The sequence below is a fragment of the Pantoea sp. Mb-10 genome, assembly GCF_021272205.1.
Classification (GTDB): Bacteria; Pseudomonadota; Gammaproteobacteria; order Enterobacterales; family Enterobacteriaceae; genus Pantoea.
Map to the genome: position 1 here is coordinate 249,390 of NZ_JAJSDX010000005.1, position 14,115 is coordinate 263,504.

Here is a 14,115-nt window from a genome sequence, read left to right on the forward strand (position 1 = left end):
ATAGCGTCGCGTATCGTTTCCCCATTGATCAGGAAAGAGGCAAATTAATGACCGATTACATCAGAAATATTGTTAACAATCAGAAGGTCACTTTACAGTTACAGGCTACGTTGATTCGTGGCGCGACGATACTGAGTATGGACGAGAGCGTCGGCAACATGGCGCGCGGTGATATTCTCATCAACGGCTCAACGATTACCGCCGTGGGCAAGAACCTTGACGCGCCGGATGCTTGCGTCATTGATGCTACCAATATGATCGCCATGCCGGGGATGGTCGATTCTCATCGTCACGCGTGGGAAGGGCAGCTGCGCCGTATTAACCCGAACGCAACCTGTTTGGACGACTACAGCAACGCCACGCACTTCTCGTTTGCAAAGTATTACCGTCCTGCTGACATCTACATCGGTAACCTGCTGACGGCGCTGGGCGCAATTGACGCGGGCATCACCACGATGATTGATAATTCGCACAACAGTCGTACCGCCGCGCATGCCGATGCTGCCGTTGAGGCCCTGCTTGATAGCGGTATTCGCGCTATCCATGCTTCCGGCGCACCGGTGGCCGGTGAATGGGATAAAGCGCACTGGCCTGGCAATTGGCAGCGTCTGCAGGAAAAATATTTCAGGGGTAATCCTGAGAGTCTTGTGACGCTGGGCGTCATGGCTCAGCTGGAGCCGGAATTGTGGGCCGAGGCCCGCAGGCTGGGGCTGCCGATTGTCACCGAGTTCTTTGGTGCTGAAATGGCCTCCAGGCTTGAGTCGCTGCATCAGCAGGGCCTGCTGGGTCCGGACAATATCTTTAATCACTGTACCGCTCTACCTGATGAAGGCTGGGACATCCTGCGTGAAGCCGGTGTCCGGGTCAACGTCTGCCCGCGCTCAGATTCGCATTACGGTATTGAAAGCGGGATGTTCGCCATTGAAGCCGCGCAGCGTCATGGCATCCATCCTGGCCTGAGCGTGGATAACGAAACGTCTTACAGCACCGACATGTTTATGGAAATGCGCGTAGCGTTCTATCTGCAGCGCGTAATGGGTATGCATAAGCAGCACTGCTGTGATTCAGCACATTCGTTGACAACGATTCCGGCAGCGCAGTTGCTTAAATCGGCCACGGTCGATGGTGCGGTGTGTGCCGGACTGCAGGATAAAATCGGGAGCCTGACGCCAGGCAAACAGGCAGATCTGATCCTGATTAACGCGGCTGACCTCAACCTCTATCCCAATGGAAATGTGTTTGGCACGGTAGTGCATGCGGCTGAGCGTAGCAACATCGATACCGTGATGATCGGCGGGCGCATCGTCAAGCAGAACGGCAAAGTGCTGGGTGTCGACAGCGATCGCCTTCGCACCGCCATCGATGAATCACGCGAGCACCTTTTTGCGGCAGCAGGGTATCAGCCAGACATCTTTGCGGAAAAATTCCTGCCGCTGGTCCAGACAAGCTGACAGAGACGAACAGCATGAACGCGATTTATTATGTGCTAGCTTTTGTAGCAGGTCTTGGGATTACGCTTCAGACGACCCTGAACAGTCAGCTCGCTAAAGGGCTCGGCGAGGATCCGGTCACCGCCGCGTTGTTTTCCTTTACGGCCGGGGCGTTCGGCCTCGGAATATATGCGCTACTGCGCGGAGGGCTGCTCATCTCCCTTGCAGCTATTCCTTCGCAGCCTGTGTGGAGCCTGACGGGCGGACTGATCGGTGCCTGCGCATTATTGAGCTACGTCGTGCTCGCACCCAACATTGGTTTCTCAGCCCTGCTCGGGCTGGCGATTGTCGGACAGCTACTCTCATCACAGGTGATCGACCATTTTGGCCTGCTGGGCGCGGTAAGGCGGCCAGTCTCGTTGCTGAAGCTGGGAGGTATGCTGGTCATGCTGGCCGGACTTGCCATCATGCTTTTCGGCGATCGACTCTTTGCACGTTTTCTGCAGTGAAGCCTTTACCCCTGTTTATCAACGCACAGATGTGGGTGAGTTTGTTCAGACTACAAAATGATCTTTATTGACAGGGAGAAATAACATGTTTTCAATCGCAGCTGATATCCGCAATACGCTGGGAGAGTGTCCCCTCTGGTGTGAAAGAACCCGCAGGCTTTACTGGACTGATATCGAAGCTACAGCTCTTTTACCTCTCAGCATCTTCATAACCGCACAGAATGGAGATCTGAAATGAACGGACACTTGGCGCTTAAAATTTTCGCCGGCTTAGCGGCGATAGCATCCGTCTGGCTGGATTTCAGACCGAATGAAAGAAAAAAGAATAGCGATCCGGCTATCGCCAAGGCTGATGAACGCGAACGGCATTCATGGCGCTATACCCGCTGGGCTATCCAGGCGATACAGCTCCTGGTGGGCGTCTGGCTGCTGTGGCAGGTCGTCAGTTTCATACTGACGTAGCCCTGAAAACTTAACATAACACGACTGTGGTGAATAACGGCTAGCGCCGCAGCATCTGCCGTAGCCGCCTCTGTTGCCAGCGGCAGATGAACACGCGAAAAACAAACGTCCGCATGCCACGAATAATCAGCAGCGCACACCAGATCCCCGCGACCCAGAGTGACCATACGCTGGTTGGGGCCGAATAGTGGTTGAGAATAAGGAGTAGCGCGCAGACGACGACAGCCGTAATAACCGATCGGTAAAAACGGCCTTCCTCAGCAATTTTGCGCTTCGCTTCGGCAATTTGCTCGTCGCGCGCATCATCGGCAGGCGCGTGACGGCCGGAAAAATCCGTCACGCTCACTTCAAATACCGCAGCCAAAGCGTTTAGTGTTTCCAGGCTTGGCTTGTCGCCGTTTTCGATACGTTGCACCGTGCGCACGCTCAGCCCGGACAGTTCGGCAAGTTGCTCCTGTGACCAGGCGCGCGAAAGACGCAGCGACCTGAATGTGTTGGTATCACGCATTCTCTGTCTCCGAATAGCAGATGTTCAGCGCACAGTATTGCCCGCGTAATCCTGCACGACCACGATCGCAACCCGACAGTAACGTGACAGCGGTCAGACATGCCGCATTGCGGGTTTTGATGCGCTAATTTCAAGAGCCTATACGGTCAGATTGAGTATAAAAGTTCGTCCATGAACTCATGCCACAGGCGGTAAATGGTGGATGACCGTAACGTCGGAATCCAGCTCTATGCTCGGGTAGTGCTCACGCATTCCTTCCAGCAGTTCTGCATCCGGCCATTCCGCACTTTTCCCCAGCCTGGCCGCAACGTCACAAAGCGGCATTTTTTCAACGTGCGTGACACACACCATGACCGTGTCAAAGGCATCTTGCGCGTTTACGTAAAGCATAGGGCCCGGCACAATCTCGCGCTCCCGCCATCGAATGGTATGACGCTTCCTGCCTGCGCGAACATCCGGCAGCAGGCGAGGCACGATTTCAAGATTCTGCAATGGCATATCACCTCCGGTGACCTGTACCCAGTATGAGATACAACGATTAAGTCATGTCGGTTTTGGACTGCTGGGTCGAATTGAGTCTTAAACAAGTGAATTGACTAAAAAAGCAAAGCGTATCTTTTAAACGTCCGCTTCTGGCACGAAGCGCGGCTGCACCCTAAAAAGACGCTGTCCAGGCGAGAAGTCGACGCCTGAATGGCAGAGAGGATTGTGCCTTTTTTAGCTGTATCCGCACAATTGCCTGAATTTATTAATGGTCGCCCAGGAAAGGCTTGCGGCAGTATCAACGGTAACAAAGCGGTAAGGGTTACTGTTTAATAGGGGGCTCAAATCGGTACAGGCAATAAGAAGTGCTTCTGCACCATGACCTTCTACTTCAGCTAATAAATCTTGCCACTCTGCCTGTACATCGGGTGCGTCAAACCCTTTTGCTTTGACGCGCCCGATGAGTGACGTGGTCATTTCACGTAGCCGCTGTGAATCAATCATCACCCTTCCAGACGCTTCAATTCGTGCTTGATAAAAACCTGCTTCCAGTGTCGGTTCTGTCGCCAGTACCGCGACTCTGGTTGCGTCTGTCGGCAGCGACGCAAGGGCACTGTCTGCGATATGCAGCAGTGGAATACCGCAGCTTACCGCTTTCATTTCGGTGAAATAGCAGTGCGCAAGGTTACAAGGAATGGTGATCAGGCTCACGTTAGCGTTGACGAGCTCAGCAATGCCCTGCTGCAGGGCAGATATCATCGCACTATCATCAATTTTCTTACCAGGCCAAAACGGCGTTGGTAAGGAGATAATATGCATTTTGGGGTAATCCAGATCATCTTTAGCACCGTAGCTCACCTGGCAGTCTGTTACCAGCCTATCAATGAAGGGCGCAGTGGAACGGGGCCCCATACCGGCTAGCACACCTATAGAAACCGTCACTGTAAAAGCTCCTTATTCTGATCTTCTTTTTATCGCGGAAAGTATCCATAAATAATTCGCAAAATTAAAGCGTTGGATTTGAGTTCCCTTCCTGATCAGAAATCAGATAAACACGCGCTGGCGATGTGCTTTGCTAAAAGGGTTCAGGTCGCCTTTGGCACAAATGGACTCACTCTTGAACTGATGGTCGCATTAAGCATGCATGCGACGTTCACGTTGAATGTGTCCTTGCGTGGAAAAATTAGCCGAGAAGAAAATATTCAATGCGGCCTAATCACTCTTATGTCTGCGAGTTTGCTATCCCAAAAAGTAAATTCAATTCCTTGAGGGGCATAGGTGAGACTGTGTTCATGCGCGCCGGGAACGGAGCCGAATTCAGAAATTATGCTCTCTCCTTCACGCGAAGGGGGACCATACGCCTCAAGGACGTCTTTAATGGTGCTGTCTTTTCCTATCCCCTTGTCGGTGACACCGTCGAATATCGTGTAGCCAGGCAGTTTATAGTAGAGAAAAATCGCTCTTATTCTTCCATCCGCGCCATATGAAGCATCTACCCCCTCGCGGGGAAGGAATAAGTACCCCTCCTTCGCGACAAATTCGCTGGAAAAGTGGGATTTGGCATGTTGAATGGAATCATTTAATGACAAATTCTTGATGCCGACGCCAGGGTGAATAATAAACGCATGATCCGTCTTTGGTTGATATTTTGGTAATCCACATCCTGCCAAACTTAAAAAAAGAACGCTGACGAATAAAGCCCTGAACATTCATGACACCTTATTATATTCTAAGAGGTTGATATTTTATGTTTATCGTATGAATTATAACGCTTCAACGTTGATCAAAAAAGCTTTAGGCGAGTCTCAACGTCTGTGCCTGCTGGCTTGCGATTCATTTTTCATATTCCCAGGCAGGTGCGCTATAGGTATTCAACGACAAGAAGGATGCCCACGATCATTCTGGCGTGGACATCCTTCTGGCAAAGATAACTTTCAACACGGCCTTGGGTGAAAGCTCGGTACCTGCTTGTGGTTTAACGCATCACCTTCACGTTTTCTAGCCTCACCTGGCTTTCAGGTTTTTCTCCGACTTGCATTGCAACCGGGACAAAGACATTAAGATCTTGCAGCCAGGCGAGTGTGTCACGACTTTTCACTTGTCCTTCAGCGGTTTGATCGCACACAACTAACAGGTATTTCCCATCAAATTCAGGAGCGATGCGCTTTGCATCGCCCTGTGCGGTAACCTCACAGGTTAACGAAGACGCGGTGACTTTCTTTTCAGCATCAATACTGTCCCACTGAGCCTGATAATGTTGACCTGTCACCAATGGAAAACGCAGATTCGTCTGCAATTTATTGAGAAGGGATGCGCCAGTACTAATAGACATGGTGAACTTAAGCTGAAGCTGATTAGCCAGCGTCACGCGTTGTACCTTCCAGATACCATAGTCTTCCAATTTACGGACATAACCATTGGGTTGTGCATCTAACTGTACGTTGACCTTGCCGAGCGCGCTTGTTTCCGTATAACGGAGTTGTTTAAAGCGGGGTAATGCCCAGGGTTTGATCAATGATTGTGCCTGATGTTCAACAGTCCCCGTTAGCGGGTATTTCTTTAACCACTGCGGATTATTATCACTCAGGTCAGGCATTGATGGCCCCATCAACGTCGACGCGGGTTTATTCGCTGCGGGGACAAAGTGGCCTGCGGCTTTAAATTTTTTGCCTGCGGGTAACCGACACATCTGATCGAAGCGTTGTGCCATCTCAGCGTTAATCGTGAAACTGCTTTTGCGGCGAACAATGTCAGCAGTGATAAGCGAGTCTGTTACGCGCCCCTTATCGTCTAAGTTCATTGCGGCAACGGCATCACCCTGATGGGTTTTACAGTTGTAAACGTATTGTTCAACCTTTAATACCAGCGGCGCGTCGTAAGGGGGTTCCCAAATGACGTCGGCAAAATCGTAGCCCATGCGGACCAATAGCATATCGCCACTGTGCTTAATGCTTGTCACATCGACCAGAGTAGTCATGCCAGTTTCAGACGTAGCGGATAATTTTTCCCATTGCGCTGCTTTTATCGGTAGCTGGCAAACCTTACGGATATCCTCTTCTTTCATCTGCACATCATCTTGTGCGGGCGCATAGCGAAGATAGCTGTTGCCATAAAAGCGGGCGGTGGTATAGCCCTTATCATTCAACAAATCTTTGTACAGAAGCTGTGCCTTGCCCTGTTTACAATCAATCGATCGCCATTGTTGGGCTGTTTTTCCATTGCTGAAGTTTAACGACACCATGAAATTGACACGATCGTGAATTTTTATGATGGATAGGGGATTCGTGCTCACATCCGTCAAACCGAGCGTGTCAGCAGCCTGGGCAAGAGGAAGCGGCAAAACAAACATCAGCAAAAGTGAACGCGTAAAAATAGGCAGGGAATACATACATGGTCCTTCACATATTTATTAAGAAAAAGGGGTATCGGCATTTTATGGCAAAGGATTAGGCTGAATGGGTCGGCAGCCTATAAAGACATCGGGCGTGAACTGAGTGACGACTGCCCCTGGCATAAAGCGGACGCATATCCTGTTAATGACACGGTATCTTATGCAGAAGTGGGGCGGCGGTGGGCAATCAATACTCAGCGCCTTGCTTATAGCGGCGTGTTATTCATGCAACAGAAGGCAAGGGAAGCAGCGGCGGGTCAGGGCGGCACCGGGTCATTTCGGCCGTTCCGCAGTGTCTGCTGCTGGTTCATTGAATACTGCTATATCTGATTTGCGATATGCCCGTTTTATCGTGCGATGCCCGTGTTTTCACCTCTCACGCTGTCATCGCGTTTCGGGCCTCTCGTCATATCACCGGAAGCACGACAACGTGATAGCAGGATACCACGCCCGTCGTGCTTCCACGGCATCAGATCCGGAAGGCCTCCACCACCCCGCGCAGCGCGTGCGCCTGCTCCGACAGCGACTGCGAAGCGGACGAGGACTCCTCAACCAGCGCGGCGTTGTTCTGCGTGACGCCATCCATCTGGCTCACCGCAATACTGACTTGTGAAATGCCCTGCATCTGCTCTGATGACGCCAGTGAAAGATTATCCATGGCTTCGGCCAGCTCGCCGACCATATCGACAATTTTCAGGATGCTCTTCCCGGCATCCGCTGCCGCCACGACGCCGCTGCCCACCACACTAACGGCTTCCGCCATCAGCTGCTTGATATCATGCGCAGCGGTAGCACTGCGCTGGGCCAGCGTTCTGACCTCGCCCGCCACCACGGCAAAGCCTCGGCCCTGTTCACCCGCGCGGGCAGCCTCTACCGCGGCGTTGAGAGCAAGGATGTTCGTCTGAAAAGCGATGCTTTCAATAATTGACGTAATGTCATTTACCTTCGCAGCACTCACGGAAATAGCGCTCATGGTATCCGACATCCGCTGCACGTCTGTCTCACCTGAACGGGCGAGCTGTGCTGTTTCACGCGCTGAACCTGCTGTCTGCTGTGCGCCCGCACTGTTACTTTTCACCGTGGCGGTCAGCTGCTCCATGCTGGCGGCGGTCTGCTGCAGCGCAGCGGCCTGCTGTTCGGTGCGTGAAGAGAGCTCAGTATTGCCCTGGCTAATTTCGTCGGCCGCCATCGCGACCGAGGCGGACGACGCTTTAATTTTTGACACCAGATCGCGCAGGTTATTTTGCATGGCACTCAGCGAGGCCATCAGACTGGACGAATCCCCTTTACGAAGCGTGATGTTCGTCGTGAGGTTGCCCGCGGCAATGGCCGCGGCCAGGTCCTGCGCGTGAGAGGGCTCCCCACCCAGCTGAGCCTTAATCCAGCGGGTCATCAACCCGCTGATGATAACCCCGAGAATGACAAACAGCAGGGTCATTACAGAGAGCGTCACATAGACACCGGAGAGCTCCTGGCTTGATGTCTGCGCCGTTTTACCCGTTACCCTGGCCTGATAATCTACCATCTCGTTGACGGCATTAAGGTACTGTGAAAGCACAGGAAGCACGTCGCCATGCAGCTTATCCTGTAAGGAAACCGCGCCCGGTACAAACAGACGCTGCGATGCCCGATTAAGGGGGGCCGACGCGACCTCAATGTTCTTCAGGAGCGAGGAGGCCTCTTCAACCTCAGCAAGATTGATGCCCGGAATGCTTTTAGCGCCGTTGATCAGCCCACGAAAACGCGCAGTAGTATCATCACTGTTGGCCTGCAGGGCAAAAAACTGTGCTTGTAACGTTGCCTCAGCCTGCGTCTGCGAGGAGAGGGCCAGTAAAATAACCGTTTGTTGCGTTAGATTATTTTTTACCGTCTGCAGCGCCTGGAGATCGGCCAGTCGCGCGCTCGTGAGTTTCTGCTGATCGCTTGCCGTATTCAGTTTGAAGCCTGCAAAGGCGGTGACAAAAACACCCGTTAAGATGACGGTAATAAATGCGGCAGTTAACATGACGCTTAATTTTATTCTTTTATTCTGGTACATGAAAAATCCCGAGATAAGTTTATGTTGTTTTCAGCCACCCGCTTTATTGGCGACGCGCGGTGGTGCCCTTTGTTTATCGGCAGCGGGGTGAGCAGTTGTGTTTGGTGTCAATCGGAATGGGAGATAGATGCACAGCTGCATTAAAAATGTTTGTTTATGAGCGATGCAGACTCTATTCCTCAGAGACGGCTCTGACGTATAAAGTAGAGTGAGTATTATTGAAAAGGTATTTCTGGCATGAACCCCTATGAGAGACATTACAGGCAACTCATGGCAAATGGCGCGGCGGCCTGGGCTGGAGAAGGTTATCCCAGAGCCAAAAAACAGCAGGAGAAAATATTTCGGTGGCTTTACACACACCAGTATTTACCCCACCCTGCTACACCTGTACTTGAGATGGGGTGTGGGAATGGAGCAATGGCAGCGCAGTCGCTTGCTGAGCTCGGATATTCTGTCTGGGGAGTTGACTGGTCAGAAACGGCTATCAGTTGGGCAGAAGATCGTTTTCAGCAAGCCGGGCTTACCGCAAGATTCATTGTCGGCGATGTCTGCAATATTCATCAATGCAGGGACGCGATGTTTGAGCTGATTATTGATGGCAGTTGTTTGCATTGCCTTATAGATGACGCGCGCGAACTTTTTTTGCAGAGGTAAGGAGATTGCTCCGACCCGGTGGACGATTTGTAATCGGTTCTATGTGCGGAACTCCCCGTCAATCCGAAGATGTTAAAGCGTATGATCCCCTCAGGCATCATTTACTGAAAGAAGGCCGCCCCTGGCGGACCCTGATGCCGCTTACGGATTTAATTGATGAAGTACAAAAAGCGCATTTTAATTTGGAGGCGTTCAAAATTAATAAAAATAAATGGTGGGATCATGCCACAATAGTCTGTTCGGTGAAGCAGTAACGTGCTGTGTCATCCGCAGAACGCTCCGGGCAGTGTGTTGCACCCATCGGTTAAACTCACAGTACAAAGCAGGCATGGATAGGCCATCGAAGTTTTCGTAACTATGAGCCGCACCAAATACCTCTGCCGTCATCATCGCAGCTAAAACATCCCAACAACGTCCGAATATGCAGGCTTGGGTTGGCTGGCAATTCAGTTACTCAGCAGTGAGGTGGAGTTAAAACAGGCCCTGCAAAATAACCTTTCAGAGCACCTATTATTAATATTTTGAATTCCTTTTTTTCAAAATGTAGCCATTTTGTCAACGTAACGCTCTTTTTATATACATTTATTGTCATTACTATTTATGTAAGCATGAGGGCTTGATTATGAAATCAGTTATTCAAGAGAAGATACTTACCTTGTTTTTGTGTGTCGCGATTACCGCTGTAATCGTTAAATTCATTTCGAAAAGTGCTTTCTACGTTTCACATCCTTCTTTATCCATTTCGTTAACAGTTGCTGTAGCAGTAATCATCTCGAACGTGGTAGTAACAAAAATAGTTTCCAAAAGAGGATAAATGACATGCTTAGAGAACTGACTGAAATTGAAATAAATAATGTCTCTGGCGGTAATGCTAACTCAGGTTACGAAGGCCCGAACTGCACCAACGCCGCGATTAAGGGGGGAGTGACCGGTGCAACGGGCGGTGCTGTCGCCGGTGCTATCCGTGGCGGTGTGACGGGCCTTGCTGGCGGCCCTGCAGGGGTTGTAGCAGGAGCAGGTGCCGGGGCAGCTGAAGGGGCTGTTTATGGTGGTGTTTCAGGGGCTGTCGGAGGGTATGTGGGTTGCCAGAATAGTGGCTCTGCCAACAACGGCGGCAATAACGGCAATCTTGGCGGGGATTCAAACGCTAACAGCGCTAACGGACAGTGCCATTGGTAAATAATTTTCCGGGCATGTGAGAATTATTATTCCATGCCCGTATTTTAATTTTCAGGAATAAAAAACTTTGCTTATGGAGCTGGCTCTCTATGCTTTACAGAAAGGAGGTCACTGAAGCCAGGAACAATTACTGGTCAGGCAAAGCTGTATTAATTTCCGGTCATCGTGGCCATTACATTATTGCTTTCACCTTGATTTTTTTTACCGCATTTTTAGTGCTCATCACGTCATGCTCCTACACCCGCAGAGTCAGTGTTTCCGGCGAAATTGTCTCAACGCCCCGAGCCGTGACTGTCTTTTCTCCTCAACAGGGATTCATTATCAATCGTGCGGTAAAGCAGGGCGAACAAGTGAGGAAAGGACAGCCTCTTTACCGCATCGACGTGAGCCGGACCACCACCTCGGGCGTGGTCAGCCAGCGGCATCATGAAAGTATTCAAAAACGCATAGCCACGTTGAATCAGATTGCGGCTGATATAGCCCGTAATCGTGCTCTGACGCTTTCGATGCTCGCAGAGGAAAAAAACCGTTACGAGTCGGCCCTCCAGCGGTCTTCCGAAATCGTTGCGCATGCGCGGGAAGGCCTGAAACTGATGAAAGAGAATATGGACAATTATCGGCAATATCAGCATCAGGGTCTGATAAACCGAGACCAGCTTATCAATCAGACGGCTCTTTATTACCAGCAGCAGAATGACATGTTGGGGATTGAAAGTCAGAATCAGCAAAATGCGCTACAGGTAATGAATCTGCGCAGTGCTCTTCAGACTCAGGCGGCCGACTTTGACAATCAGCTCAATCAGATTGCGATTCAGAAAAGCGCGCTTGAAAGTGAGTTAACGGATGCAGATGTTGGCGGCGACCAGATAATAACGTCCCCCGTTGACGGAACTGTTGATACGCTGAGCGTTACTCCGGGCCAGATGGTGGCGTCCGGAGACAGTCTCCTCCAAATTATTCCCGGCGATGCGCATTACCGGACACTGGTGCTCTGGGTGCCTGATTCAGTTATACCTTACCTCTCTGCAGGAGAACCGGTTAATATCCGCTATGATGCGTTCCCCGCTGAGAAGTTTGGCCAGTTTGCGGGTAAAATAGCATCCGTGGCCCATTCACCTGCTTCCTGGCAGGAAATGTCAACTTACCCTGGCGCTCCCCCCCATTCTCTCAGTGGTCCCCAGACATGGTACAAAATCCTCGTCAACCCGTCCTCCGACCATTTTACCTACAAAAATAAAATTATACGTGCTGAAAACGGGATGAAGGCCTCTGTAACGTTGTTTCTTGAGGAAAGGAAACTGTATCAGTGGATCCTGTCACCGCTTTATGACATCCGCGACAGCGCAACGGGGGCAATCCATGAATGAAGCGCTTCATACCATGATAAGGGGGCTGCTGCAGTTTTCAGGGCACGGCAGGGTTCCACTGCATCTGCAGACGGAAACATCAGAATGTGGCCTTGCCTGTCTTGTAATGGTGGCAGGCTTTCATGGCAGCCATACAGACTTACTCACCCTGCGGGAGCGGTCAGGGCTTTCGGCACGCGGCAGTACTCTGGCATCGCTGATGAGCGTGGCAGGTGAAATGCACCTTGCAGCACGGGCACTCTCTATCGACCTTGACAGTCTCAGTGAACTGCGCAAACCCTGCATTCTGCACTGGGACCTCAACCATTTTGTCGTGCTGGTCAGTGTGAAGGGGAAACGATGCGTTGTGCATGACCCGGCTGCGGGCCGTCAGAGCATGTCACTTGAAGCCCTTTCATCACATTTTACCGGCGTTGCTCTGGAGCTCTGGCCTGATACCGATTTCAAGCCTGATATCCGTCAAAAAAAGCTCAAAATCAGTACGCTGCTGAACAACATCACGGGATTCCGACAGTCCCTGGTAAAGATATGTTGCCTCTCGCTGATGATTGAATTCATTACCCTGCTGATCCCGGTAGCTACCCAGATGGTGATGGATAATGCCGTGCCGGCTGCAGACACAGGGCTGCTTACGCTGATCTGCCTGAGTCTTCTTCTACTGACTCTGCTTCAGACAGGCCTAAGCCTCTTTCGGGGCTGGACGATGATAGTGATGGGGATTTATACCGATTTGCAGTGGAAAGACGGCCTTTACCGTCACCTCCTTCGCTTACCCCTTTGCTGGTTTGAGAAACGCCGGATAGGCGATATCCAGTCCCGATTTGCCTCTCTCGATACGCTGCGCAGCACCTTCACCCAGAGTATCAACGGCGCAGTAATTGACGGTGTTATGGCCACGGGGGCTTTGGTTTTGTTGATCCTTTATGGGGGATGGCTGGCATGGGTGGTTACCGGATTTACCCTGATTTTGTGCTCTTGCGTGTTTTTACGTGGCCTCGCTACCGACAGGCGCAGGAGGAGCTACTGATAAAAAACGCCCGGGTGGCTTCATCATTTACTGAAACGCTTTACGCAGTGGCTACCGTGCGTGCGCAGGGTTTATCCCACCGCCGGCGTGAAATTTGGCTTAACATGATGGCCGATGCAACCGGCTCCGGGGTCAGTCTGCTCCGGTTTGACATGCTGGCGGGGAGTGCCGGAACCTTTATTGCTGCAAGTGACAGTGTGATTATTCTTTGGCTGGGAATTTCCGCCGTGATCAATCACACCATGACGCTGGGAGCTTTCGTGGCTTTTACCGCGTTCAGAGGCATGTTTTCAGAGCGCGTACTTTCCCTGACGGGTGTTGTATTACAGTTAAGGATGCTTTCTCTTCACAATGAACGTATTGCGGATATTGCGCTTTCCGATCCGGAAGGGGACAAAGAAGAGGTAAAGCGTTTATTTCCTGCAGGTGAGGCCCTGAACCTTAAATGCGAGGATCTGATGTTTCGCTACGATAGGTTCTCCCCACCGGTGTTGCAGAACCTCAATATCAGCATCGGAGCAGGGGAAAGCGTGGCCATAACCGGAGCGTCAGGCAGAGGAAAGACCACGCTGATGAAAATTCTGTGTGGACTTACCACGCCAGTAAAAGGAAGAGTCCTGGTGAATGATGTCGATATCCAGGCTGCGGGGCTCAGCAATTATCGCCGGGCGGTAGCCTGTATCCTTCAGGATGACAGGCTGCTGGCTGGAACGCTTCGGGATAATATTACCGGTTTCTCACATGATGTTGATGAAGAGTGGATGGTCCATTGCGCCAGGCTAAGCCATATTCACGACGATATTATGGCATTGCCTATGAGGTATGAAACGCTAACTGGCGAGCTGGGAGAAGGACTTTCAGGGGGACAGCGTCAGCGACTGTTTATCGCCCGGGCACTGTACCGGCGCCCGGGCATCATATTCATGGATGAGGCCACCAGTCACCTTGATGAGAAAAATGAAGCCCTCATTAATGCGGCTATGCAGACCCTGAAAATGACACGTGTGCTCATCGCACACAGACCTTCCACAATTTCATCGGCCGATCGAATCATCGAGCTTTGAATG

The 14,115-nt window shown here is 51.3% G+C and carries 11 protein-coding genes and 3 pseudogenes; 8 read left to right on the top strand and 6 right to left on the bottom strand.

Features of this window, described 5'->3' with window-relative positions:
* Window positions 1–47 precede the first annotated feature (47 nt).
* The 4 genes and pseudogenes from LU196_RS12585 (at window position 48) to LU196_RS12595 (ending at window position 2,401) form a co-directional block, all read left to right on the top strand.
* Entirely contained in the window at window positions 48–1,451 is a 1,404-nt protein-coding gene (locus LU196_RS12585; protein ID WP_232757501.1) for an amidohydrolase family protein, read from the top strand.
* 14 nt (window positions 1,452–1,465) lie between these two features.
* The gene (locus LU196_RS12590; RefSeq protein WP_232757500.1) at window positions 1,466–1,939 is read left to right on the top strand and encodes a DMT family transporter; all 474 of its coding nucleotides are present in this window, start codon (window positions 1,466–1,468) and stop codon (window positions 1,937–1,939) included.
* An 85-nt stretch (window positions 1,940–2,024) separates the two neighbouring features.
* Window positions 2,025–2,138, top strand: a pseudogene (locus LU196_RS20420) (SMP-30/gluconolactonase/LRE family protein); the annotation flags it as partial.
* A gap of 35 nt (window positions 2,139–2,173) precedes the next feature.
* The gene (locus tag LU196_RS12595; protein WP_232757499.1) at window positions 2,174–2,401 is read left to right on the top strand and encodes a hypothetical protein; all 228 of its coding nucleotides are present in this window, start codon (window positions 2,174–2,176) and stop codon (window positions 2,399–2,401) included.
* Between the two features lie 40 nt (window positions 2,402–2,441).
* Here LU196_RS12595 and LU196_RS12600 read toward each other — a convergent pair whose 3' ends face one another.
* The 6 genes from LU196_RS12600 to LU196_RS12625 all read right to left on the bottom strand — a co-directional run bounded on the left by LU196_RS12600 (window position 2,442) and on the right by LU196_RS12625 (window position 8,821).
* Complete coding sequence (locus LU196_RS12600) at window positions 2,442–2,909, bottom strand: helix-turn-helix domain-containing protein (RefSeq protein ID WP_232757498.1); 468 nt, start codon at window positions 2,907–2,909, stop codon at window positions 2,442–2,444.
* A gap of 177 nt (window positions 2,910–3,086) precedes the next feature.
* Complete coding sequence (locus tag LU196_RS12605; RefSeq protein WP_232757497.1) at window positions 3,087–3,407, bottom strand: ASCH domain-containing protein; 321 nt, start codon at window positions 3,405–3,407, stop codon at window positions 3,087–3,089.
* Between the two features lie 219 nt (window positions 3,408–3,626).
* Window positions 3,627–4,334: an aspartate/glutamate racemase family protein gene (locus LU196_RS12610; RefSeq protein WP_232757496.1), complete on the bottom strand. Its 708-nt coding sequence runs from the start codon at window positions 4,332–4,334 to the stop codon at window positions 3,627–3,629.
* A gap of 260 nt (window positions 4,335–4,594) precedes the next feature.
* Complete coding sequence (locus LU196_RS12615) at window positions 4,595–5,101, bottom strand: hypothetical protein (RefSeq protein ID WP_232757495.1); 507 nt, start codon at window positions 5,099–5,101, stop codon at window positions 4,595–4,597.
* 266 nt (window positions 5,102–5,367) lie between these two features.
* A complete protein-coding gene (locus tag LU196_RS12620) occupies window positions 5,368–6,780 on the bottom strand; it encodes a hypothetical protein (RefSeq protein ID WP_232757494.1) in 1,413 nt (470 codons plus the stop codon).
* Between the two features lie 472 nt (window positions 6,781–7,252).
* Window positions 7,253–8,821, bottom strand: a complete 1,569-nt coding sequence (locus LU196_RS12625) for a methyl-accepting chemotaxis protein (RefSeq protein WP_232757493.1) — start codon at window positions 8,819–8,821, stop codon at window positions 7,253–7,255.
* A gap of 237 nt (window positions 8,822–9,058) precedes the next feature.
* Here LU196_RS12625 and LU196_RS12630 point away from each other — a divergent pair.
* The 4 genes and pseudogenes from LU196_RS12630 (at window position 9,059) to LU196_RS12645 (ending at window position 14,112) form a co-directional block, all read left to right on the top strand.
* Window positions 9,059–9,729: pseudogene (locus LU196_RS12630) on the top strand (class I SAM-dependent methyltransferase).
* Window positions 9,730–10,294: 565 nt separating this feature from the next.
* Window positions 10,295–10,654, top strand: a complete 360-nt coding sequence (locus LU196_RS12635) for a hypothetical protein (RefSeq protein ID WP_232757492.1) — start codon at window positions 10,295–10,297, stop codon at window positions 10,652–10,654.
* An 89-nt stretch (window positions 10,655–10,743) separates the two neighbouring features.
* Window positions 10,744–12,021, top strand: a complete 1,278-nt coding sequence (locus LU196_RS12640) for an HlyD family secretion protein (RefSeq protein WP_232757491.1) — start codon at window positions 10,744–10,746, stop codon at window positions 12,019–12,021.
* Window positions 12,014–14,112, top strand: a pseudogene (locus LU196_RS12645) (peptidase domain-containing ABC transporter). Before LU196_RS12640 ends, LU196_RS12645 begins: the two are co-directional and overlap by 8 nt.
* The last annotated feature ends 3 nt before the right edge of the window (window positions 14,113–14,115 follow it).

What these genes read in the sequence shown, in the direction of transcription:
- LU196_RS12585 (WP_232757501.1), top strand. Translation starts at nt 48, where the DNA reads ATGACCGATTACATCAGAAATATTGTTAACAATCAGAAGGTCACTTTA.
- LU196_RS12620 (WP_232757494.1), bottom strand. Translation starts at nt 6,780, where the DNA reads ATGTATTCCCTGCCTATTTTTACGCGTTCACTTTTGCTGATGTTTGTT.
- LU196_RS12625 (WP_232757493.1), bottom strand. Translation starts at nt 8,821, where the DNA reads ATGTACCAGAATAAAAGAATAAAATTAAGCGTCATGTTAACTGCCGCA.
- LU196_RS12640 (WP_232757491.1), top strand. Translation starts at nt 10,744, where the DNA reads ATGCTTTACAGAAAGGAGGTCACTGAAGCCAGGAACAATTACTGGTCA.
- LU196_RS12595 (WP_232757499.1), top strand. Translation starts at nt 2,174, where the DNA reads ATGAACGGACACTTGGCGCTTAAAATTTTCGCCGGCTTAGCGGCGATA.
- LU196_RS12590 (WP_232757500.1), top strand. Translation starts at nt 1,466, where the DNA reads ATGAACGCGATTTATTATGTGCTAGCTTTTGTAGCAGGTCTTGGGATT.
- LU196_RS12615 (WP_232757495.1), bottom strand. Translation starts at nt 5,101, where the DNA reads ATGTTCAGGGCTTTATTCGTCAGCGTTCTTTTTTTAAGTTTGGCAGGA.
- LU196_RS12635 (WP_232757492.1), top strand. Translation starts at nt 10,295, where the DNA reads ATGCTTAGAGAACTGACTGAAATTGAAATAAATAATGTCTCTGGCGGT.
- LU196_RS12605 (WP_232757497.1), bottom strand. Translation starts at nt 3,407, where the DNA reads ATGCCATTGCAGAATCTTGAAATCGTGCCTCGCCTGCTGCCGGATGTT.
- LU196_RS12600 (WP_232757498.1), bottom strand. Translation starts at nt 2,909, where the DNA reads ATGCGTGATACCAACACATTCAGGTCGCTGCGTCTTTCGCGCGCCTGG.